Here is a 21191-nt window from a genome sequence, read left to right on the forward strand (position 1 = left end):
GTTATTCGTCGTCCGACTCGTCTTTGTCGTCCTTGTCGCGCTCGCGCCGGATACGATCCAACCGCCGTTCGCCTGTGGGCGGTTCGAGCAGAACCAGATCCAACACCTGCTGCATGTCTTTGACTGGGTGGATCGTGAGGTCAGCCAGTGCCTCTTTTGGAATATCCACAAGGTCTTTTTCGTTCTGCGCAGGCAGCACGACATGCTTAACCCGGGCGCGCCGCGCCGCCAGCACCTTCTCTTTGATGCCACCGACGGGCAGCACCTTGCCGCGCAGCGTGATCTCGCCCGTCATGCAGAAGTCGCTGCGGACCTTGCGCTCGGTGAACGCCGAAATCAGCGCGGTGGCCAGCGTGATACCCGCCGACGGCCCTTCTTTGGGCACTGCGCCTTCGGGCAAGTGGACATGGATGTCGAAGTTGTCGAAGTCGTCGTAGGGCACGGCGAACTCGTCCGCGCGGTAGCGGAAATAGCTTAAAGCGGCCTGCGCCGATTCCTGCATCACATCGCCGAGCGACCCGGTGAGCATCAGGTTACCTTTGCCCGCGAGGATCGAGACTTCGATGGTCAGCACGTCGCCGCCGAACGGTGTCCACGCCAGCCCGGTCGCGATGCCGATCTCGTCCTGATCATTGGCGCGAATGTCGTCAAAGGGCGGCGGGCCGAGCAGTTTTTCGACATGCTTGGGCGTGATCTGATGCGGGTAGCGTTTGCCTTCCGCCGTCAGGCGCGCGACCTTGCGCGAGATGTTGGCGATCTCGCGGTTGAGGTTGCGCACACCCGCCTCATAGGTGTACTCGCGGATGATGGTTTGCAGCGCGGGCGTCTCGAAGACGACTTTCTTATCCGCCAGACCGTTCATCTCGATCTGCTTGGGGATGAGGAATTTGCGCGCAATCGCCAGCTTTTCCTCTTCGGTGTAGCCGTTGAACTCGATGATTTCGAGGCGATCCATCAATGCGGGCGGCAGTGGGTCGAGATCGTTCGCCGTGGTGATGAACAGCACCTTCGACAGGTCATAGGGCACGTCCAGATAGTGGTCGAAGAAGGCGTTGTTCTGCTCCGGGTCGAGAATCTCCAGCAGCGCCGCCGAGGGATCGCCGTGAAAGTCCATGCCGAGCTTGTCGATCTCGTCGAGCATGAACACTGGGTTGATTTTCCCGCCGCGGCGAATAGTCTGCAAAATGCGCCCGGGCAGCGCGCCGATATAGGTGCGCCGATGGCCGCGAATCTCGGCCTCGTCGCGCACGCCGCCCAGGCTGACGCGCACGAATTCACGCCCTAATGCGGAGGCGATGCTCTTGCCGAGCGAGGTTTTGCCGACGCCGGGCGGGCCGACGAAGCACAGAATCGGGCTGTTGAGCTGGTCCGGCGCAAGCTTGCGCACGGCGATGTATTCGAGGATGCGATCCTTGACCTTCGGCAGGCCGTAGTGCTCCTCGTCGAGAATCTTCTGCGCGCGCGCCACGTCAAGCTGATCTTCCGTCGCGTCGTGCCACGGGAGCGCGGTCAGCCAGTCAATGTAGGTGCGGACGATGCCCACTTCAGGCGCCATCGGCGTCATAATGGCGAGGCGCGACAGTTCCTTCATCGCCTTCTCGTGGACTTCGGGCGGCAGCGCGGCATTGATGATCTGCTCGCGCACCTCGTCCAGTTCCTGCTGGAACACATCTTCTTCGCCGAGTTCGCTCTGGATGACGCGCATCTGTTCGCGCAGGTAGATTTCACGCTGCGTGCGATCCATCTCCTGATGCACCTGACTGGTGATCTCATCCTTCAGTTCCAGCACGCTCAGTTCCTGACCGAGTAGTTCGGTCACGCGGCTGAGACGGGCTTCGGCGTCGAGGTTTTCCAGCAGGCGCTGGCGTTCGTCCATCGGCAGCGTGAGCGTCGACGCGATCAGATCCGCGAGCCAGCCGGGGCTGGTCGCGTTGAGCGCGTAGAGCAGCACTTCTTCGGGCAGGTTATCATTCAGTTCGACGGCCTGCCGGAACAGATTGAGCGCGGCCTGCATGGTGGCGCTGGTCTTCTTGGTTGACGGATTCGACTCGTCGAGCAGGCGCGCTTTGGCGATGTAGTACGGCTCGGTCTGGGTGAACTCGGTCACCTCGACGCGCCGCCGCCCCTGACCGAGCGCGCTTTGCGAGTCATCGGGGAGGCGCAGCACCCGACCGATGGCGATTTCCACGCCCGTGCGGTACAGGTCATCGACAGAAGCATCGGTGAGCAGCGGGTTTTTGAGCGCCAGCCCGATCACCGTTTGGTTCGACATATACGCGTGTTCCGCACCCGCGCTGGCCTTTTTGCTGCGCAGGGGGAGAGGAGAGACGACATTCGGGAAGATCACCTGATCGCGCAGCGGGATCACCACGCAGGTGATCAAGCCGTCCGCATCAACATCGGCGTTCTCGACATCGTAGAATTGGTTGATACCAGTCTGGTCGGTCAAATCGGGGTTGTCCTGTGGATACAATAATAGATGGGGGAATATGGGTCTTATTTTACAGCAATTGGCCAGTAGGGTAAAGCGCGGTTAAATGGGTGCTCGGCTGTTCAGGTGAGGAAAAGGAGTTTCAAACAGATGGCGCCAATTATCCCGGTTTTCGATGGGCATAACGATACCCTGACGCGGGTGTACCGGGGCGGCGCACCCGCCGAGTCGGCGTTTCTACACGGAACCCTCGCCGGGCACATGGACGTGCCGCGCGCGCAGCAGGGTGGTCTGCGCGGCGGATTCTTCGCGATCTTCACGCCGCCACCGCCCGGTTCACCGGAACTCGATCAGATGTATGGGGTGACGTTCACGGCCGAAGGTTATATCGCTGCCGAGCGCAGCCCCATTGACCCCGACTATGCGCGTAGTTTCACCGATGCGAATCTCGACCTCGCCTACGGGTTGGCCGCACAGTCGCAGGGAGAAGTACGGATCGCGCTCACGGTCGCTGATCTGGAAGCGTCAATCCAAGCGAACACGCTGGCGCTCGTCCTGCAACTCGAAGGAGCGGAGGCCATTCACCCGGATCTGAGCAATTTGGAAGCGTATTACGAGCGCGGGGTACGTTCGATTGGTGTCGTCTGGAGTCGACCGAATGCGTTCGGCTATGGCGTTCCGTTCCGCTTTCCGGACACGCCAAATATTGGCGACGGGCTGACCGAGGCGGGCAAGCGCTTGGTCACGGCCTGTAACGATCTCGGCATCCTCCTCGACCTCGCGCACCTGAACGAAGTCGGGTTCTTCGAAGTCGCGGCTTTGTCGAGAGCGCCGCTGGTCGTCACGCACGCTGACGTCCACGCGATCTGCCCGTCGACGCGCAACCTGACTGACGGTCAGCTTAAGGCGATTGGGGACTCCGGCGGGGTAGTGGGGATCAACTTTGAGACGAACAACACGCACCCGAAGTCGAGTTTTGAGCCGGATGTGCCGCTCACGCAGATCACCGCGCATATCAATTACGTGCGCGATCTGGTCGGCATCGATCATGTCGCCTTTGGGTCAGATTTTGACGGCGCGGACATGCCGCTGACACTTGGCGATGTGGGCGGTCTGCCTAAACTGCTCACTGCGCTGCGGGCAGAAGGGTACAGCTCTGCTGACTTGGAGAAGGTCGCGTACCGCAATTGGCTGCGGGTGCTACGGGAGACGTGGCGTTAGCGGCATGCCTCCCATCTGGCGCGATCTGGCGCTCTCGGTTAGACTAAACGGCTGTTTTGGGAGAAGGACGGACGTTTCAATACATGCGAATCCCGATTTGGCTGACTCTAATCGCCGCGTTGGTGGTCGTGATCGTCGTGATCATCATTGGTCTGGCGGTGGTAGCGCCCAACCAACCGCTGATCCCGGCGGCGCAGTTTTCAACCGACACCATCACGCCGAATGCCGATGGCAGCGACGATATTGCCATCTTCTCATATACCCTGACGAAAAATGCCCGCGTGTCACTCACGCTGGAGGGTGCAGACGGGCAGGTGTTCGCCTTCCGCCAGGATGAGCCGCGCATTCCTGGCGATTATCGCGTCCAGTTCAGCGGCGTGGTCGATGGCTTTGCGCTGGACGGCGAAGACTTCGGCGACCAGCAGATTTTGCAGCGCTTGATCCCCGATGGCGCGTATATGTGGCGGTTGACGGCGACGACTGAAGCGGGCGAGACCGCTGAACAGAGCGGCACGCTCAACATCGTCGATGGCGATGCGCCGCTGCCGCTGCTCACCGATTTCACGGTCTTTCCGCAAATCTTCACGCCGAATCAGGATGGCATTGCGGATCGTTCGCAGATCAACGTGTTCCTCACCAAAGAAGCCACGCTGACCGCTTACCTGATCGATGCGAATGGTGAGCCGCTGTATATGTCGGAGCGCTTCGAAGATGCGCGCCCCGGCGAAGCAGGACGGCATTTATTCGATTACGAGGGCGGCGTCGATCTCGGCGCGAACCCGCCGCCGGACGGCACCTATCCGCTGATTGTGCATGCGCAGGATGCGGTGGGGCAGCGCGTGCAGCGTGAATCCGAACTGACGATTCAGACGGGCGGCAAACCGCTCGCGCAGATCATCCCGCAGCCCGTGGGCGTCAGCGTGGTCTGGGAAGTGGTTCCGTGGGATGAAGCGTATGCCTCCACCCGCGACCAGATCGGCCAGCTTGCGCCGCTGCCATCAGACCTGCAAGCCGTCGATATGACCCGCCTCGATGTCATGCAGGGCGATGTGCTGGTCTTCAAGCTGACCGTCGAGAACTACAGCGACGTGCCGATCCGCACGACCGGCCCCGAACCGGGCGCGGTCTATGACTGGGATCAGCGTGCCCCGGCGCTTGGTTGGATGGAAGAGGCGGGCGCGTGGCGCGTCGGCATTGAGTGCCAGACGGCGGCGGCGAGTTATCCGTGGCGCTGGGCGGTTGGCACGCGCGATCAGCTCACAGCGGTCGAAGACCCGGAGAGCGGCAATACTTACTACTACCTCATGCCCGGTGAAACGAGCGTGGTATGGGGCGGCATCCGCATGAGCCGCGTCGAGAACCTGAACCCGCAAAACTGTTTTGCCGGGTTGATCCACGAGTATGTGGCTGTCAGTGAACGCAACCGCAACGTCGGCCCACGTGAGATTTTTGTGATTGAGGCCGCGAATTGAGCATAGAATGAGGTATCCCCTCTCGATAAGGAGTCGCGCCATGAAACGCCTGTTCACCCTCCTCCTGTGCCTCAGTCTCGCGGCGGCGCTGTCATCGTGCCGGCGCGGTGACAATGGCCCGGTCTCACAGCCCACGCTGTCGCCGACGCCGCGTTCGACCTCGCTGCCTCCGGTCGCCACGCCGATTCCGGTTGGCGCGGAAGGAAATGTGATTCGCATGGTGTTCGCGGTCGGCGCGACGAGCAGCACGGAGGACGAGGTGCAGGCGGCGATTGACGGTCTGCAAGCGGCGCTCCTCGAAGAGACGAGCCTGATTGTGGAAATTGAACGCAGCGCCACCGACGCGGAAGCGATCAGCGCGTTGTGCAATTCGGTGAGCGGCCCGGTGACGGTCGCGTGGCTGAATGGGGTTGCCTACACCGCTGCCGATGCTCAGGATTGCGGCGCGGCGGTGCTGCAGGTCTCCCGCGAGGACAGTCTCACCACGCGCGCTGTGCTAGCGGTGAACACACGCAGCGGCATCTCCAGCATCGACGACATGGCGAGCAAGACCTTCTGCCGGGTGAGCGCGACTGATTTCTATACGTGGCTGCTCCCCTCGATCATGTTGGCACAGAGCAATTTCTCCACTGCTAGTTTTACGACCATCACCGATTACGAAGACGTACCCGCGCTGATCCGCGCCCTAGAAGATGGCGACTGCGACGCGGCGGGGATGTCTGAGGCGGATTATGCGACGGCCAACAGCCGCGTGCGCGCTTTGTCGGGCGGCCTCGATCTGCCCATCGGCGTGCTGACGTATCCCGAGAGTCTGCCATTGGGGCAGGCAGAAGCGCTCACCGCGGCGCTGACCGCCATCGCCAATGGCACGCGCAACACGTTGTTACAGCCGCTGCTCGGTCAGGACGCGCTGGTGGAAGCGGACTCGGACAGTCTGACGGCCATCCGCACGGCGATCACCCGCACCGGCGTCGATCTCGGCGAAATGGCGGGCAGTTAGCGGTCGCCTATGGCTGATCTGGCCGTCGTCATCGTCACCTGGAATGTGCGCGACTTGGTGCTGGACGCTATCGGGAGCTTGTACGCCGACTGTGCCGCCAGCGGCCTGAACGCGGATGTGTATGTCGTAGACAGCGCGTCATCCGACGGTACGCCGGAGGCTGTGCGCGCGGCCTTCCCGCAGGTCAAGCTGACCGTCAGCGAACAAAATCTCGGCTTTGGCGCGGCGAATAACGTCGCGATCCGCCAGATCATGGCCAACGATCCGCCACCCGTCGTCTACCTGCTTAACCCGGACACACACACGCATGCCGGCGCGACCCGCCGCCTCTACGATCACCTGCTGTCCGATCCCAAAGTTGGCTTGGTCGGCGCGGAGTTGGAGTACGGTGACGGGACGTTTCAGCATGGCGCGTATGGCTTTCCCGGTCTGCGCCAGATCTGGACGGAATTTTTTCCGACGCCGGGACGCCTCCTCGAAGGAAGTTTCAACGGGCGCTACCCAAAGCAGTTATATGCGCAGGGCCGACCGTTCCCGGTCGATTTTGTGCTCGGCGCGACTATGATGCTGCGGCGCGAGGTCATCGCGCAGACGGGCATGTTTGACGAGGGCTTCTTCATGTACTGCGAGGAAGTCGATTGGGCGTGGCGGATTCGCGATGCGGGGTGGCAGGTGCAGAGCGTGCCCGGCGCGTTGGTGACGCATTTCGCGGGCAAGAGCACGGTGCAGGTGCGCCCGCGCATGGTGATCGAATTGTGGAAAAGCCGCCTGCGCTTGTACGCCAAGCATCACAGCCCGCCCAAAGTTGTCGCGGCGCGGTTGCTGATCGCGCTCGGCATGACCTATAAACTCTGGCGCACTCCCGCAGGCGCGGAACGCGACGCCTACCGCACTATCCGGGCGCTGGCGTTGGGAAGGGTATAACATGCGGCTGGCGGCGATTATCCTGACGTACAACGAAGAAGCGCATATCACGGCGTGCGTGGAATCAGTGCGCTTTGCCGATACAGTGATCGTGTTCGACTCGTTCAGCACGGATCACACGGTGAAGTTGGCGCAAGCGGCAGGCGCAACCGTGATGCAGAATCGCTTCGAGGACTATGCCCGTCAGCGCAATGCGGCGCTGCAGGCGGTCACCGGGCAGGTGGACTGGGTGTTGTTCGTCGATGCCGACGAGCGCGTCACGCCGGAACTGGCGCAGGAAGCGCGTCAGAAGATCGACCTGGCGGGCTATTCCGGGTGGCGCATTCCCCGGGAGAACTACATGTTCGGTCACCGAACGCGGGGCGGCGGTTGGTTTCCCGATTATCAGACGCGCTTGCTCAAAGTCGGCGAGGCGCACTTCGACCCGGAACGCCGCGTGCACGAGGTCACGGTGCTGAAGCAGGCGTGCGGTACGCTCGACCACCCGTTCATCCACTACAACTACCAGGATGTCGCGCAGTTTCACAAGAAGCAGAAGGTGTATTCCGCCTACGACGCGCAGATTCTGTTTGAGCAGGGGATTCGCCCTAAGCCGCAGAACTATCTGCTTCAGCCGCTGCGGCAGTTCTGGTGGCGCTTTGTCACGCTCAGAGGCTATATCGATGGGCTGCACGGGCTGCACATGGGGCTGCTGATGGCGCGCTACGAACTGCGGAAATATAGGCTGCTGCGGGGATTGTGGCAGAAGAAGGTCACATAACAGTTAAACAAGTCGGGGCGCACAGCTGTGCGCCCCGACCGACTCTACCAGTTAGGCCGTTTCCTCTTAAGTCAGGGTGAGGGTGCTACTCGGTCTTTGGGATGAGCACGCCGTAGCCGCTGGTGCGGCGCTTGTAGACCACATTGAGCGCTTGCGTTTGGTCGTTGAAGAAGATGAAGAACGTGTGACCGAGCAGTTCCATCTGCTCGATGGCGTCTTCCTCGTTCATCGCCGTGACGTAGACCTCTTTGTGGCGGACGATGGGTTCTTCCTCCAGCGCTTCATCAATCTCCGCCTGCGAGGGAATATCCGGCACGGTTTCCGCTGCCGCCAGCTCTTCGACCGAGGCGCTGAAGCGGGTCCGTCCCTTGCGGTTCCGTTTACTCTTGAAGCGCTCGATCTGGCGGTGAATCTTGTCGATGGCGAGGTTCAGCGCGGCTTCGGCGTCCCCGGCGCTGCTCTCTTCGGCGCGGAGGATCGCTCCGCGCTGGTGGCGAATGGTGATTTGCGCGCTCAAGATGTTATCGCCGCGGCGCGTGTGCTGGCGGGAGAAATCTACACGTACGTCCTGAATGTTCGGCAGGTATTTGTCCAACCGTGCAAGCTTCTTCTGAGCATACTCTTCCAGCGTCTCTGTGATCTTAAGATCGTCACCCCGAACTTGGATTTCCATACGAGACTCCTTATGTAGATGGGAAGAAGGAACGACTAGAGACGCGCGGCAGTTACGGTCAGACCGTAGACCGCCACCGCGTCCACGTTGAACAGCGCGTGCGCCGCTGCTTGAAGCGTTGCGCCCGTCGTCTGTACATCGTCGATGAGAAGGATGCGCCGACCGGAGACCAATGTGGGGTCAGCGTGAAAAGCGTCTTGCAGGTTCTGTTGACGTTCGCTGCGGGAGAGCCCAACTTGCGTGGCGGTAGATCGCCAACGGGTGAGGGCTGAAGGAAAACAAGGAAGAGATAACGACTGTGCCATGCGTTCTCCTATCAGTTGAGACTGATTATACCCCCGCTCGCGGTAGCGGGTAGTGTGCAATGGCACGGGGATGATCATGTCAAGTGTCCACCCCAGCAAACGATAGGTTGCAGCTAGACGATCTCCGAGTGGGACGGCGAGCGCGCGAGCATCCGCGTATTTTAGCGCATGGAGACTAGGCTGTAAAATGCCGCCGTGCGTGGCCGTGGCGGCGAGCGCAGTGAAGGGCGGGAGGCGGCGCGTACGCGGGGCGATGGGTTCGGCTTCGAGCTGCTGCTGGCAGTCCGCGCACCAGACGCTGTCGACCGCGGCGCAGCCGACACAGCGGGGCGGAAACACCCAATCAAGGGCGGCGTTCACCCACCCGGACAGCCGCAGCTTCGCGGGGTAGTTTCCTTGACCAGAGCCATCCTCAACGGACATTCGGTCAAACCTTGACTCTCACGGCAACCGTTTTGGCGCGGGGATGTCATTGGCTGGCATCCCCGCAATGGCGTAACGACTTAGAATACGGCGTTCACTTCGTTCGAACCGAACAGGATGATGAGCGACGGGCCGAGCAATACGATCCAGATCGACGGGAAGATCAGGAAAACCATCGGGATCATCATCTTCACCGGTGCTTGATGCGCTTTTTCCTGCGCGCGCTGGCGGCGCTTCACGCGCATCTGGTCGGACTGGACACGCAGGATCTTCGCCATGCTCACACCGAGCTGATCGGCTTGAATGATAGCGGCGACGAACGCCGTCACGTCGGGCACGTCCATGCGGTTCGACATATCGCGCAGAGCGTCACGGCGCATCTTACCGAGCTGGATTTCGCGGAGCACGCGCCCGAAAGCGATCGCCAGTTCGTTATCCCACTTTTCGTAGACTTTCCCCATCGCCATGTCGAAGCCGAGACCCGCTTCCACGCAGATCACCAGCAGGTCGAGCGCGTCGGGGAGCGCGCGCCAGATGTTTTCCTGCCGCCGCTTGATCTTGCTCGACAGCCACATCACTGGGAGGATATAGCCCAGACCCAGCGCGCCGAGCGTGTAGAGCAGGGCAGTACCCTTCGGGGTCGAGGGGGAATTGACGAAGAAGACGAAGAATGCGCCGAGACCAAAGACCAGCGTCAGCGCGACGCGCATCGCAAAGAACGACGCCGGGTCCATGTTCATCCCCGCAAGCTCGATCTTGTGGCGCGCATCTTCAAGCTGCTTCTGCGGCGTAAACTTGGCGGTGGTCTTGGCGAGTGTCTTCATCAACGGGAGGATGACGCGATCCCGGAAGGACAGCGAGAGTTCGATCTCTTCCAGCGACGACGGCAGTTCTTTGTCGTCGTATTGCGCGAGGCGTTCCTGCAGCGGGTCGCGACCGCGGTCTTCCTTCATGCCGACGTAGACCAGGCCGCCGAAGACGACCGCCCCGACAATGACGAAGATCAGTACGACAATTGGATCCATAATCTCTTGCCTCTAGATATCAATGTCAACGATCTTTTGCACGACCGCGAACCCGATGCCGATCAGCGCCAACCCAATGCCGAGCATCGGCCAACCACAGGTGCGGTTTTCAAAGAGATTCCCCATGTAGCCGGGATTGATGCCGTACAGGAACAGCGCCAGCACGATGGGGAGGAAGCTGATCAGGTAGCCCGTGGCGCGTCCTTGCGCGGTGAGCACGCGAATCTCACCCTTGAGCTTGATACGTTCGCGAATGGTATGGCTGATCACGTCGAGAATTTCGGCCAGGTTACCACCGACCTCGCGCTGAATGTTGACCGCCGTCACGACGAGGTCAAGGTCTTCGCTTTCCACCCGGTTGACGAGGTGTTCGAGCGCGTCGTCCATGTCGATGCCAAGCTGGACTTCCTGCACCACGCGCTTGAATTCAGTGGCGGTGGGTTCCGGGGCGTCACGCGCAATCGCTTCCATCGACTGGAGCACGCTGTACCCGGAACGCAGCGCGTTCACCCACAACCCGAGCGTATCGGGAAGTTGATTCTCAAACCGGATCAAGCGGGTGGAGGTCAAGCGGGAGACATAAATGCGCGGCGCGAAGAAGCCGACGAAGCCCGCGAGAATCGCCATGACGATCTGCTGACCGAACACGACGAAGTAGCCAATCGCGAAGAAGGCGAACATGCTGAAGACGTGCACCGCCGCATATTCGGAAACGGTCAGTTTGATGTCGGCGCGCGCCAACTGCTGCCGCCATTTCTTGCCAAAACTGCGCTCGGAGACCAGGCTGTCTAAGCGTTCCTGAATGATACTGGGGCGCTTCTCCTGAACCTGCGGCTCGTCTTTAAGTTCCTCAAGATCAAGAAAAGAGGTCGCTTCTTTTTCGTAATTGCTGAGGCGTTCCTCAATGATGTCTTTCTCGGTCCGGACGCTGACGATCCCCCAGACGATCACCCCACCAGCGAGCAGAACCGCAACAACAATCACGATGATCGGGTCAATTTGCATACGTGTGCTCCGTGATCATCTTCCTTACGGACATTCTAAGCAAAAGGCGGGGTGCGTCAAGCAACCCCGCCCGTTGTGGACGATATTTAGTAGGTGCGACCCACACCAAAGACCGACGGGGGCAGGTAGATGCCCGACGCCTCGATGCGGTCGGTGAACTTGGGGCGGATGCCCGTCGGTCGGATGCGCCCGACGATTTTGCCGCCTTCCACGCCCGTCTGTTCAAACTCAAAGATGTCAGACATGGTGATCATATCGCCTTCCATGCCTTGGACTTCGGTGACTTTGACGACCTTACGTGTACCATCACGCAGACGTTCCTGATGGCAGACCACGTCGACAGCGCTGGCGATCTGTTCGCGGATCGCGCGGACGGGCAGGTCCATACCGGCCATCAAGCACATGACTTCGAGACGCGCGATAGTATCACGCGGGCTGTTGCTGTGCGCCGTGGTCAGTGAGCCGTCGTGACCAGTGTTCATGGCCTGAAGCATGTCCAGCGCTTCGCCGGAACGGCATTCCCCGACGATGATGCGGTCGGGGCGCATACGCAAGCAGTTGACCACGAGATCCTGAATGGTGATCGCCCCCTTGCCTTCAATGTTCGGCGGGCGGCTTTCCAGGGTCACGACGTGTTCCTGACGGAGCTGCAGTTCCGCCGCGTTTTCGACCGTGACGATGCGTTCGTCGTTCGGGATGAAGCTCGACAACACGTTGAGCAGCGTCGTCTTCCCGGAACCCGTACCACCGGACACGATCATGTTCATGCGGGCGATGATGCAGGCGCGCAGGAATTCGACGATTTCCTTGCTGATCGAGCCGAACTTGATGAGGTCTTCGACCGTCAGCGGCTTCTTGAAGAATTTACGGATGGTGATCGTCGGGCCGACCAGTGAGATCGGGCGGATGACGGCGTTCACACGCGAGCCATCGGGCAGACGGGCATCGACCAGCGGCGAGCTTTCGTCAATACGACGACCGAGCGGCGCGACGATGCGATCCAGAATGCGCAGGACGTGGTCATCATCTTCAAACGTCACATTGGCGCGGGTGATATTCCCCTTGCGCTCAACGAAGATGTTCTTCGGGCCATTCACCATGATTTCGGTGATGGTTTCATCCGCCAGCAGCGGTTCAAGCGGGCCAAAGCCGAGGATTTCCGCGACGATGGACTCAAACAGGCGCTGCCGTTCCTGACGGGCCAGCACCATGCTTTCTTCCGCGAGGATGGCGTTGAACAATTCTTCGATGTGCGACCGGACTTCGTTCTTTTTCGTTAAGTCCATCGACGGTTCGAGTTCGGAGAGCAGACGATTCTGCACGCGCGTTTTCAGGTCGACGTACGAGCTGTCCGGGCGTCCCGGCTGCCGTCCCATCACCTGCTGGTTGCGCATGCGCATGGCAGACAGGCGCGATTCGTCGCCTTCACCGCCACCACCGCCGCCCGCACTCGGTACCGGGGCGCTGGGCCGCTGGGGTGGGGGATTGTCACCACCACCGCTGCCGCCGCTGCCGCCACTGCTGCCGCTGCCGCCGCCTTTTTCAATGCGTTTGAGTAATGACATACCATGCACTCCCTAAACCACTAACGACGGCCAAACCCGATTTTCGACGACTTTTTCTTGTCATCACTCTCCTGCGCCTCTTGCTCAGATTGCCCACCCATGAGCATGGTGAACATCTGATCGGCGAAGGCGATCAGTTCTTTTACCGGTGATTTTGTGCGTTCCTTGGAGGCGATCACGGGAATTCCCTTATTGACCGCGCTCAGGATCATCTGTTCGCCAATCGGGATTTTCGCGATCACCTGCCGCTTGATGTACTTCTCAATCGTCTCAGTCGGGATCGTCACGCGATCCCGCGCGCGCTCGTCTTCAACTTTGTTCAGCACGAACAGCGTTTTTTCTGGCGCGTAGTTCATCTTGTCAAACAGGTCGAGCACAAAGCGCGCATTTTTGACGCTGGCGAGCGTCGGCGTGGCGACGAGCACGATCTTCGAGGCAATGTCGGTGAGCGACAGGAGCTGCTCGTCAATGCGCGCGCTGGTGTCCACGACGATGAAGTCGTAGCCGCCCGCGATCTTCTCGATGATGCGCGACACGGACGCCGGAACGGATTCGACATCTTCCGCGTATTCCGGGCGCTGCGGGCCGAGCAGCACTTTCAAGCCGCTGTCGTGCGTCGAGACGACGCTGTCGAAGAAGTCAGGATCGAGATCATCGATCTTGCTGACGAGATCGAGCAGGGTTGACTGCGACTGCAGCTTGAGGAACACCCCGACATCGCCGAACTGCAGGTCGGCGTCGACCAGCAGCACGCGGATACCCTTCTTCATCAGGCCGGAGGCGAGGTTGCTCGCCAGCATCGTTTTGCCGGTGCCGCCCGAGGGGCTGTACACGACGATGATGTGGCCAGCGCGGGCGATGCCGTCACCGTCATCGCTACTGCTGGCTTTCGCCGGGGTGGCCTGCAGCGGCATATCCGCCATCTGGCGTGCCTGGCGGCGAATGGCGTCGGTGCTGCGAAAGACTTCGCGGATCGTGTTGTACAGCTCGTCGGGCGTAATCGGCTTGCCGAGGAACTGCCGCGCGCCGGACTGCATGGCTTTACGCATGTAGTCCATGTCGGTCTGGACGGACATCATGATGACGGCGGTCGTCGGCAAAGCCTTCGTGATCTCGCTCGTCGCCTTGATGCCGTCCATGTCCGGCATATTGATGTCCATGATCACGATGTCGGGGCGCGTTTCCATGGCGGCCTTGATCGCTTCGCGTCCCGTGCCCACCGAGCCCACGACTTTGAATTCCTGCTCCTCAAACGCGAGCAGCTTCTTGATATTTTCGCGGGTTTCGGGGATGTCATCAACGATTAACACGCTGATGACGTCCCCGCCCTGGGGTCTATTCGACATAGGCTTATCTCGCCGTTTCTAAATGCTTACTAGCCACCATCAGACAGACTGATCAAGCCGTCGGTCACAAGTTGGCGGATGCTGCGAATGGCCGGTTCGATGCTAAACGGACGCTTGCCGGGCAGGGTAATCCCGTACTGACCCATGACATAATCGAGCGTCACTTCGGTCGTCGCAGTGCGGGCAGTCGCGCTCGCGGAACGCAGCGCCAGCGTGATCGGAATACGCGCTTCGATCATCCACGTAATCACGACGGCTTCCTGCGGCGTCACACCCAGGGTGATGATGTCCGGGCGCGGGGGCAGGGGCGTGGGCGGCGGCGGCGTGCCATTTTCGCCTTCAGCATTATCCGAAGGGACGGGCGTGGGCGTCGGCGGCACACCGATGAAGCGGCCATCGTACGGGAAGTTGCCCACATGCACCACAAGCGCATCCTGAACCGTGCGTTGTGTCACCAGACGCGGACGCTGGCGTTCGCTCGGCGCGACGATTACCGAACCGAGGCTCGTGCTGTCCGGGCGACCTTCAATCGGTTCGAGGAGTTCGATACCTTCATCGGTCACGCGGAACAGACGCAGGCTGTTGGGCAGAATGCTTTGGAAGTCTTCATCCATATCGACGAAGAGCAGGGAGATGATGAGATCAACGCGGTCACCATCCTGCGGTGCATAGGCGATACCCGTCAGACGATCCATGGGGATCGCAACGGCGACGAGGTCTTCCGGGAGCACAGCAGCCGCATCCGAACCGACACGCGCTGCGCCGGTCAGATCGTCGACGACCATGTTCGAGAGGATCGGCTGTTCGCGGAAAATGTCGGTGCGCGCGCGCTTGCCGATGACATCATCAATATTCGTCACGCCGTTAAACGGGGCGACTGACTGCGGCCACGGGCGCAGTTGAATCGCGTTCGGCGGGATCACCATACCACGCGGGATTTCCTGCACAGCGACCACGATATCAACGAAGACGATGGGCGTTGCGGTCGGGAGCGGCGTGGCCGCCGGGTCTTCCTGGACTTCGTTAATGATCGGCGCATTCGGGTCTGGCGTCGGCTGTTGGGCAACCTGCGTTCCGCCACCAAGTCCGGGCAGTACGACCACTACCACAATGGCCACTACGATGATCAGAATGGCAATGATCAGAAATATGCGTAAACGTCCCATAAAAACTTGCCTCCGTTGGGATCAATGGAGTGTGCGAGTCCGCAGCACTAATTAAGAAATTAAGCGAGGATCAAGCGTAATGTGCCTTTACGTTAGTGTATAGTGAAGAGTAATATGCCTCACTAGGCCTAATGTACTGGACTGCGCTTAATCGCTGGTGGGCAGTTCAATCCGGACGGATGTGCCATCCGTCTCGCCGCTGATGATGCTGACCGATCCTTTGATCAACTCGAATTTCTCTTTGAGTGTGATCAAGCCCTGAATGCGCGGGTCCTGACTGTGACCGTCTTCGTTGGAAAAAGCCGATTCGGTATCAAAGCCACGACCGTTATCGTCCACGACGATCTTGACCACATTGTTGCCAATATCCAGACGAATGCTGATGTCGGTCGCATTCGCATAATCGCGCGCGTGCCCCATCATCTCCTGAATACCGCGGAAGATCATCACCTCGCGGTGCGTTTGCAGACGTCGTTCCTCGCCGAGAATATCCAGTTTGATCTGGATGTCGTTCTTCTCGCGGAACGAATCGACGTAGCGGCGCACGGTTGGAATCACGCCGAGGTCGTCCAACATCATGGGGCGGAGATCGAAGATAAAGTCGCGCACCTTCTGGAAGGTAATGCTGGCGACGTTCTTCAGGTTGTCGAGTTCTTCCGCCGCGCGTGCCGGGTTGCGGTCAAACAGGCGCTGGCAGATTTCAGCTTGCAGAATGAAGTTGGTGAGTGATTGCGCCGGGCCGTCGTGCATCTGGCGGGCGAGGCGCTGCCGTTCTTCTTCCTGCGCCTGAATTACGCGCACGATGTTGATCTGCCCCTTGGTGCCGACATCCTTGTTATCTTCCTGCGGCTGCGGCAGGTCTTCGATACCCTGCAGACGATTCAGCAGCTGCGAATACATCTGCTGTTCGCGTTCGAGATATTCCCGCGTGCTCTGGAACTTTTCGAGCTGGCCGCGCATGGTCGTCAGGCGGAAGCGCGCTTCGATGGCCTCATCGTACTTGGCGCGAATATCCTGACGAGGTACCGTCTCAAGGTTATCTTTGATCGTATTGAGCTCGGTGAAAATATCGGCATTGCGCGTCTGTTCCCGCTCGACGACATTTTGTGTCTGATCGATCTGGATTTTGAGTTCCGTCAGCTTGTCGCGAATACGCTTCAACTCAGTGATCAGCATATCCACCAATTCATCGCGGGCGCGGGTTTCTCCGCGTAATTCTCTATCCATCGCTTACCCTTTCGCGGAAGTACTTTTTTGACCTTCACCGTGAATCCGCACCCAACCGTTCCGCAGCGCATGAACGGCGGCTTGCGTGCGATCTTGGACGTTGAGCTTCTTCAAGATCGAGGTCATGTGATTTTTCACGGTCTGCTGACTGATTTTGAGCCGGTTGGCAATCTCTTTGTTACTTAACCCGTTTGTGACGAACTCGAGAATTTCCATTTCACGGGGACTGAGGGGGATGTAGTGCTCGTCGGGGTCAATGATGTACGGCGCGTTCAGCGTTTCCATCCGCGTGTTGATCCACGTGGTGAGCTGATCGGCGTCCATCCGCTGGTTGCCGATGATGTAATAGCCAGCGGCCGCCGCGTGAATGACTTCAATGAGATCGTCGGGGGTAATGTCTTTCGGGCAGTAGGCGGAAGCGCCGGCGCGCATGGTGTGCAGAACCTGCTCAGAGTCATGGTAGGCGGTCAACATGACGACGGCGATGTGAGGAGCTTCAGCTTTGAGCTGGCGCGCAACCTGCAGTCCATTGATCGACGGCAAATTGACATCCAGTAGAACCACATCCGGGCGCAGCTGCTGCGCTTGCTGCAAGGCAACTTGACCGTCAGCACACTGTCCGATCACGGTAATATCATCTTCCGAGTTGAGCGCGATTTGCAGTCCCTCACGAAAGAGGGGATGATCGTCGACGATCAACACGGAGATTATTTGCGGTGCGCGGCGCTCTCTGCGATCAATCATGAAGTGTGCGGCTTGCTATTCCCTTGAACAGCCGTCCGCCCTCTCCTTTCCCTGTTCTGATCTCTTGGATTATCAAAGTGTCTCGCTCACGTTTATCAGAAGTATAACGCGATATTGGTCTAGGCAGTATAGCGTTAAAAGTTAAGGTTAACAAACCGTATCGTTACACACACGGGAGAGAGTATAATCTCCGCAGGTTGTGGAGGTGGCATTTGGAACGAGTGACACGCGAAGGGCTGACCTACTACCGCTTCGGCGGGTGGGAGGGGATTCGGCATGGAGTATTCACGCGGCAGGGTGGGGCGAGCCGCGCTCCGTTCGACTCGTTGAACCTGGGCGGCAATGTCGGTGATGACCCGAAGGCCGTGCGGCAGAATCACGAACGGATGTATGCGACGCTGGGGGTAGACGACGCGAAAGCGTGCACCGTCTGGCAGGTGCACAGCGCCGACGTGGTGATCGCCAACCAACCGGTGAGCGGTCGCCGCTGGTTAGCGCACGCCGATGGGCTGATGACCGACCGCGTCGGCCTGCCGCTCTCAATGCGCTTTGCCGACTGCACGCCTATCCTGTATCACGACCCGCGTAACGGGGTGATCGCGATTGCCCATGCGGGCTGGCGTGGGACAGTGCAGGGGATTGCCGGAATCGTGATTCGGGCGATGGTCAGCGCGTATGGCTGCGACCCGGCGGATATCCGGGCGGGGATCGGCCCGGCGATTGGCCCGAACAAGTATCAGGTCGGTGAGGAAGTGGTCGCCGCTGTGCAGGAGCACTTCGGAACGACCGCGGGGCTGATTCGGCGTGACGCGACGGATGGCACGGCCTACCTCAATCTATGGGCGGCCAACCAGCTTGATTTGGAACGAGCGGGCGTGTTGAGCGAACATATCGACGTGGCGGGACTGTGCACCGCCGAGCACGTCGACGAATTTTTCTCGCATCGGCAGGAGAAAGGGAAGACCGGGCGCTTCGGCGCGGTGATTGCGCTATGAGCATTGCGGATAACATTCAGCGCGTTCAAGAGACGATCACGGCGGCCTGCGCGCGGGTCGGGCGGGATCCAGCGGCGGTGACGCTCATTGCCGTGAGCAAAACGCATCCCGCGGCGCTGGTGCTCGAAGCGGCGGCGGCGGGCGTGCAACATTTTGGCGAAAATCGCGTAGAAGAAGCTGAGTCGAAGATTCCGCAGGTGAACGTCGTGGTCACTTGGCATATGATCGGCCACATTCAGAGCCGCAAGGCGAAGGACGTGCCGCCGCTGTTCAACGTCGTGCATTCGGTCGACCGGCTTAAGCTGGCGGATAAGCTCGCTCGCGCGGTCACGGAGCGCGGCGGCACGCTCGACGCGCTGCTGGAGATCAATATTTCCGGCGAAGAGAGCAAAGGCGGCCTGCCCGCGTTCGGCTGGCAGACTGACCCCGCGGTGCGCGCGGCGGTCTGGGAGGAAGTGCGCCAGATCTGCGCGCTGCCGGGGCTGAATGTCCGCGGCTTGATGACGATGGCCCCGATTGTGCCGGACATGCAAGCGGCGCGTCCGGTGTTTGCGGGACTGCGGGAACTGCGGGATCGGCTGGCGGAGTCTCTGGGCCTGCCGCTGCCGGATCTCAGCATGGGGATGACGGACGATTATCCGGTCGCCGTGGAAGAAGGCGCGACTCTGGTTCGGATTGGTAGAGCAATCTTTGGAGAGAGGTAGAGGACAGCAGCGATGAATATCCTGATCACAGTGTTGTGGCTGTTTGAACTGATTTTGCTGGCGCGCGTGTTGATGAGCTGGCTGCCGGGGCTGGATCGGTCACATCCGATTGCCCGGTTTTTGATCGACGTGACGGAACCGATCCTCGCGCCGATTCGCAAGGCGCTGCCGGATATGGGCGGCTTCGATTTCAGTCCCCTGATCGTGTTCCTGATCATTCAGGTACTCATGCAAATTCTGGTCTAGTTTGAGCTGAATAAGGGATGCGTTACGACGCATCCCAATGCAATCTCAATTCTGCTATCACCCTCATGCGAGCCTTTACTTTTCATAGAATAAAGGCCATGATACGATGTAGTCATGATAGGTTATAAATCGGTAAAGAGAACAGACCCATGCCCAATAATCGCAAGTTCGAGATCACCGATGCGCGCAGCGGCGCAGCCATCACCGTTCGTGTGGTCACGCAAGCGGAGAAAACCGAGTTTGTGGGAATTCAGGAAGAAGGCGACCACAAAATCGTCAAGATTCGCTTGACCGCGGAAGCGGCAGGGAGCGATGAGGCGAATGAAGAAGTGCTCGAAGCGCTGGCCTTTCGTCTGGAAATCTCCGTTAACCGTCTCGAAGTTGTCGCTGGCGCGAATGGGCGCGACAAACTCGTCACCATCATGGGTCTGAGTACCGGTCAGGTCGAGGAACTGCTCAGTAATTCATAATGATGATCCGCCGCAGCCTTTTGTTCGCCGCACTTGTGCTGTTGGCCGCGTGTTCAAGTGAGAATACGCCGGTACCGACAGCGTCTTTGATTCCGGCCACGGCGACGGATGTCCCGACGGCAGCACCGCCGACGACCACGCCCGCTGGACTGCCCGCGCCTGCGGATCTCGTCCCCACGCACACGGCCACGCCTGCTTCCAGGCGAAGCGCTGATCGCGCAGGATCCGGTTGCGGCCTCGCTCGTCGGCATTGCGCAGCGCGAGATCGCGCAGGAGCTCGATCTGCCGCAGCAGCGCGTGCAGCTTGTCGAAGTGCTGGCCGTCACGTGGACGGACAGCGCGCTCAACTGTCCGCTGCCCGAGCAAACGGCGACGCCGATGGAAGTCGGCGGCTATCGTATTTTGCTCGAGGCAGGCGAACGGGAATACGTGTTCCACACGGATTTTGACCGCGTCGTGCGCTGCGATCCCGCCAATGAGGCGCTGCCAACGGCTGAAAACACCCCCGAAATCACACCGGAGACGACGCCTTAGGCGTCTCCGGCTCTTTTTCCAACCGCACCAGTACGACCCCGGCGAGAATCACCAGACTGCCGATGATTTGCACGATGCTCAGACGTTCGCCGAGCCACAGGTACGCTTCCACCGCTGTGAAGGCGGGTTCGAGTGTAGCGAGTAAGCTGGCTGTGCTGGCGGAGAGGTAGCGCATCGAGGCCGTATACAGGCCAAACCCCAACACCGTTGGCCCAAACGAGAGCAGTATGAGGATCAACCAGCCATTGAGCGGGAGATCGGGCACGAGGGCAGTGCTGGTGCCCGGCAGCAGGTTGAACACGAACGTGAAGAGCGTGGCGAACGCGAATGAGTAGAGCAGTGAATTCCACGTGTCGAGTCCGCGCTGCGCCGCTGACTTGCCCATCAGGTTGTAGAACGCGAACAGCACCCCGGTTCCTAAACCCGTGACGATGCCGACTGGGTTGATGTTCCACATCGCCGGGTCGTAGGCGTTCGCAACCATGACGCAGCCGATTAAGCTGAGCGTCACGGCCATGATTTTGGGCAAGCGCAGTTGTTCGCCGAATAACCACCAGGCGAAGACCGCGGTGAAACCCGCCGAGCTATAGCCGAGTACGGTCGCAACTGCCGCGCCGTTCGCCTGCACCGAGATCGTCCAGACTGAGTTGAACAACGCCAGCAGCAGACCGTAAACGGCATAGAAGCGCACCTGGCGGCGCTCGATGCGCGGCAGACGCCGCCGAACGAGCGTCAGGGCGGGGAGGAGCGCCACGCAGGCCAACAGGTTACGCCAGAACGCGAGTAACAGAGCGGGCAGGGCATAGGTGGTGAGCAGGTAGCCGATGAGGATGCCCGTCGTCGACCAGATGACGACGCCGACGAGCCCGATCACATAGCCTGTGGTCAACCGAGACATAGAGACTTCGGAGGTTGGGGTAAAACAGGCGACCCGCAGCCGGGTCGCCTGTTGTGC

Annotated in this window: 21 protein-coding genes; 10 read left to right on the plus strand and 11 right to left on the minus strand. The window is 60.1% G+C overall.

Annotated elements, in window-relative coordinates:
* Position 1: 1 nt before the first annotated feature.
* On the minus strand, positions 2-2449 hold the full coding sequence (lon, locus tag IPK17_RS21470; RefSeq protein WP_343419744.1) for an endopeptidase La: 2448 nt from the start codon (positions 2447-2449) through the stop codon (positions 2-4).
* A 132-nt stretch (positions 2450-2581) separates the two neighbouring features.
* Between lon and IPK17_RS21475 the strand changes: the two genes are divergently transcribed.
* From IPK17_RS21475 to IPK17_RS21495, 5 genes are all read left to right on the plus strand, one after another.
* A complete protein-coding gene (locus IPK17_RS21475; RefSeq protein ID WP_343419745.1) occupies positions 2582-3652 on the plus strand; it encodes a dipeptidase in 1071 nt (356 codons plus the stop codon).
* 83 nt (positions 3653-3735) lie between these two features.
* Positions 3736-5124: a hypothetical protein gene (locus IPK17_RS21480; protein ID WP_343419746.1), complete on the plus strand. Its 1389-nt coding sequence runs from the start codon at positions 3736-3738 to the stop codon at positions 5122-5124.
* A gap of 40 nt (positions 5125-5164) precedes the next feature.
* Positions 5165-6124, plus strand: coding sequence for a phosphate/phosphite/phosphonate ABC transporter substrate-binding protein (locus IPK17_RS21485; protein ID WP_343419747.1), 960 nt, complete (start codon positions 5165-5167; stop codon positions 6122-6124).
* Positions 6125-6133: 9 nt separating this feature from the next.
* Positions 6134-7048: a glycosyltransferase family 2 protein gene (locus tag IPK17_RS21490; protein ID WP_343419748.1), complete on the plus strand. Its 915-nt coding sequence runs from the start codon at positions 6134-6136 to the stop codon at positions 7046-7048.
* 1 nt (position 7049) lies between these two features.
* Positions 7050-7808 carry a glycosyltransferase family 2 protein gene (locus tag IPK17_RS21495; RefSeq protein ID WP_343419749.1) on the plus strand — a complete coding sequence of 253 codons (759 nt, stop codon included), beginning with the start codon at positions 7050-7052 and terminating at the stop codon, positions 7806-7808.
* 85 nt (positions 7809-7893) lie between these two features.
* On the opposite strand, the gene hpf is transcribed toward IPK17_RS21495, so the two are convergent.
* The 9 genes from hpf to IPK17_RS21540 form a co-directional block, all read right to left on the minus strand.
* Positions 7894-8481, minus strand: a complete 588-nt coding sequence (gene hpf, locus IPK17_RS21500; RefSeq protein ID WP_343419750.1) for a ribosome hibernation-promoting factor, HPF/YfiA family — start codon at positions 8479-8481, stop codon at positions 7894-7896.
* Between the two features lie 35 nt (positions 8482-8516).
* Positions 8517-9209 carry a ComF family protein gene (locus tag IPK17_RS21505; RefSeq protein ID WP_343419751.1) on the minus strand — a complete coding sequence of 231 codons (693 nt, stop codon included), beginning with the start codon at positions 9207-9209 and terminating at the stop codon, positions 8517-8519.
* Positions 9210-9289: 80 nt separating this feature from the next.
* Entirely contained in the window at positions 9290-10234 is a 945-nt protein-coding gene (locus IPK17_RS21510; protein ID WP_343419752.1) for a type II secretion system F family protein, read from the minus strand.
* A 12-nt stretch (positions 10235-10246) separates the two neighbouring features.
* On the minus strand, positions 10247-11239 hold the full coding sequence (locus tag IPK17_RS21515) for a type II secretion system F family protein (protein WP_343419753.1): 993 nt from the start codon (positions 11237-11239) through the stop codon (positions 10247-10249).
* Between the two features lie 86 nt (positions 11240-11325).
* Positions 11326-12804 (minus strand): TadA family conjugal transfer-associated ATPase, encoded by a 1479-nt coding sequence (locus IPK17_RS21520; RefSeq protein WP_502748963.1) that lies wholly within the window; start codon positions 12802-12804, stop codon positions 11326-11328.
* A 20-nt stretch (positions 12805-12824) separates the two neighbouring features.
* A complete protein-coding gene (locus IPK17_RS21525) occupies positions 12825-14150 on the minus strand; it encodes a CpaE/TadZ family protein (RefSeq protein WP_343419754.1) in 1326 nt (441 codons plus the stop codon).
* A gap of 29 nt (positions 14151-14179) precedes the next feature.
* Complete coding sequence (locus IPK17_RS21530) at positions 14180-15316, minus strand: SAF domain-containing protein (protein ID WP_343419755.1); 1137 nt, start codon at positions 15314-15316, stop codon at positions 14180-14182.
* Between the two features lie 147 nt (positions 15317-15463).
* On the minus strand, positions 15464-16543 hold the full coding sequence (locus IPK17_RS21535) for a histidine kinase (protein ID WP_343419756.1): 1080 nt from the start codon (positions 16541-16543) through the stop codon (positions 15464-15466).
* A 3-nt stretch (positions 16544-16546) separates the two neighbouring features.
* Positions 16547-17287, minus strand: coding sequence for a response regulator (locus IPK17_RS21540; protein ID WP_343419757.1), 741 nt, complete (start codon positions 17285-17287; stop codon positions 16547-16549).
* Positions 17288-17508: 221 nt separating this feature from the next.
* Here IPK17_RS21540 and pgeF point away from each other — a divergent pair, with 221 nt between their 5' ends.
* From pgeF to IPK17_RS21565, 5 genes are all read left to right on the plus strand, one after another.
* Positions 17509-18282 (plus strand): peptidoglycan editing factor PgeF, encoded by a 774-nt coding sequence (pgeF, locus tag IPK17_RS21545; protein WP_343419784.1) that lies wholly within the window; start codon positions 17509-17511, stop codon positions 18280-18282.
* Entirely contained in the window at positions 18279-18986 is a 708-nt protein-coding gene (locus IPK17_RS21550) for a YggS family pyridoxal phosphate-dependent enzyme (protein ID WP_343419758.1), read from the plus strand. The genes pgeF and IPK17_RS21550 overlap by 4 nt, the downstream gene beginning before the upstream one ends.
* Positions 18987-18998: 12 nt before the next feature.
* Entirely contained in the window at positions 18999-19232 is a 234-nt protein-coding gene (locus tag IPK17_RS21555) for a YggT family protein (RefSeq protein WP_343419759.1), read from the plus strand.
* Between the two features lie 149 nt (positions 19233-19381).
* Positions 19382-19702, plus strand: coding sequence for a DUF167 domain-containing protein (locus IPK17_RS21560; protein WP_343419760.1), 321 nt, complete (start codon positions 19382-19384; stop codon positions 19700-19702).
* Between the two features lie 108 nt (positions 19703-19810).
* Entirely contained in the window at positions 19811-20236 is a 426-nt protein-coding gene (locus IPK17_RS21565) for a DUF8738 domain-containing protein (protein WP_343419761.1), read from the plus strand.
* Here IPK17_RS21565 and IPK17_RS21570 read toward each other — a convergent pair.
* On the minus strand, positions 20214-21134 hold the full coding sequence (locus tag IPK17_RS21570; RefSeq protein ID WP_343419762.1) for a DMT family transporter: 921 nt from the start codon (positions 21132-21134) through the stop codon (positions 20214-20216). The two genes, IPK17_RS21565 and IPK17_RS21570, sit on opposite strands and share 23 nt — an antisense overlap.
* Positions 21135-21191: the final 57 nt, after the last annotated feature.

The sequence above is a fragment of the Candidatus Flexifilum breve genome (assembly GCF_016713355.1).

Excerpts from the sequence above, each read along its gene's own strand:
- IPK17_RS21475 (WP_343419745.1), top strand. The coding sequence starts at position 2,582 with ATGGCGCCAATTATCCCGGTTTTCGATGGGCATAACGATACCCTGACG.
- IPK17_RS21480 (WP_343419746.1), top strand. The coding sequence starts at position 3,736 with ATGCGAATCCCGATTTGGCTGACTCTAATCGCCGCGTTGGTGGTCGTG.
- IPK17_RS21485 (WP_343419747.1), top strand. The coding sequence starts at position 5,165 with ATGAAACGCCTGTTCACCCTCCTCCTGTGCCTCAGTCTCGCGGCGGCG.
- IPK17_RS21490 (WP_343419748.1), top strand. The coding sequence starts at position 6,134 with ATGGCTGATCTGGCCGTCGTCATCGTCACCTGGAATGTGCGCGACTTG.
- IPK17_RS21495 (WP_343419749.1), top strand. The coding sequence starts at position 7,050 with ATGCGGCTGGCGGCGATTATCCTGACGTACAACGAAGAAGCGCATATC.
- hpf (WP_343419750.1), bottom strand. The coding sequence starts at position 8,481 with ATGGAAATCCAAGTTCGGGGTGACGATCTTAAGATCACAGAGACGCTG.
- IPK17_RS21505 (WP_343419751.1), bottom strand. The coding sequence starts at position 9,209 with ATGTCCGTTGAGGATGGCTCTGGTCAAGGAAACTACCCCGCGAAGCTG.
- IPK17_RS21510 (WP_343419752.1), bottom strand. The coding sequence starts at position 10,234 with ATGGATCCAATTGTCGTACTGATCTTCGTCATTGTCGGGGCGGTCGTC.
- IPK17_RS21515 (WP_343419753.1), bottom strand. The coding sequence starts at position 11,239 with ATGCAAATTGACCCGATCATCGTGATTGTTGTTGCGGTTCTGCTCGCT.
- IPK17_RS21520 (WP_502748963.1), bottom strand. The coding sequence starts at position 12,804 with ATGTCATTACTCAAACGCATTGAAAAAGGCGGCGGCAGCGGCAGCAGT.
- IPK17_RS21525 (WP_343419754.1), bottom strand. The coding sequence starts at position 14,150 with ATGTCGAATAGACCCCAGGGCGGGGACGTCATCAGCGTGTTAATCGTT.
- IPK17_RS21530 (WP_343419755.1), bottom strand. The coding sequence starts at position 15,316 with ATGGGACGTTTACGCATATTTCTGATCATTGCCATTCTGATCATCGTA.
- IPK17_RS21535 (WP_343419756.1), bottom strand. The coding sequence starts at position 16,543 with ATGGATAGAGAATTACGCGGAGAAACCCGCGCCCGCGATGAATTGGTG.
- IPK17_RS21540 (WP_343419757.1), bottom strand. The coding sequence starts at position 17,287 with ATGATTGATCGCAGAGAGCGCCGCGCACCGCAAATAATCTCCGTGTTG.
- IPK17_RS21550 (WP_343419758.1), top strand. The coding sequence starts at position 18,279 with ATGAGCATTGCGGATAACATTCAGCGCGTTCAAGAGACGATCACGGCG.
- IPK17_RS21555 (WP_343419759.1), top strand. The coding sequence starts at position 18,999 with ATGAATATCCTGATCACAGTGTTGTGGCTGTTTGAACTGATTTTGCTG.
- IPK17_RS21560 (WP_343419760.1), top strand. The coding sequence starts at position 19,382 with ATGCCCAATAATCGCAAGTTCGAGATCACCGATGCGCGCAGCGGCGCA.
- IPK17_RS21565 (WP_343419761.1), top strand. The coding sequence starts at position 19,811 with ATGTCCCGACGGCAGCACCGCCGACGACCACGCCCGCTGGACTGCCCG.
- IPK17_RS21570 (WP_343419762.1), bottom strand. The coding sequence starts at position 21,134 with ATGTCTCGGTTGACCACAGGCTATGTGATCGGGCTCGTCGGCGTCGTC.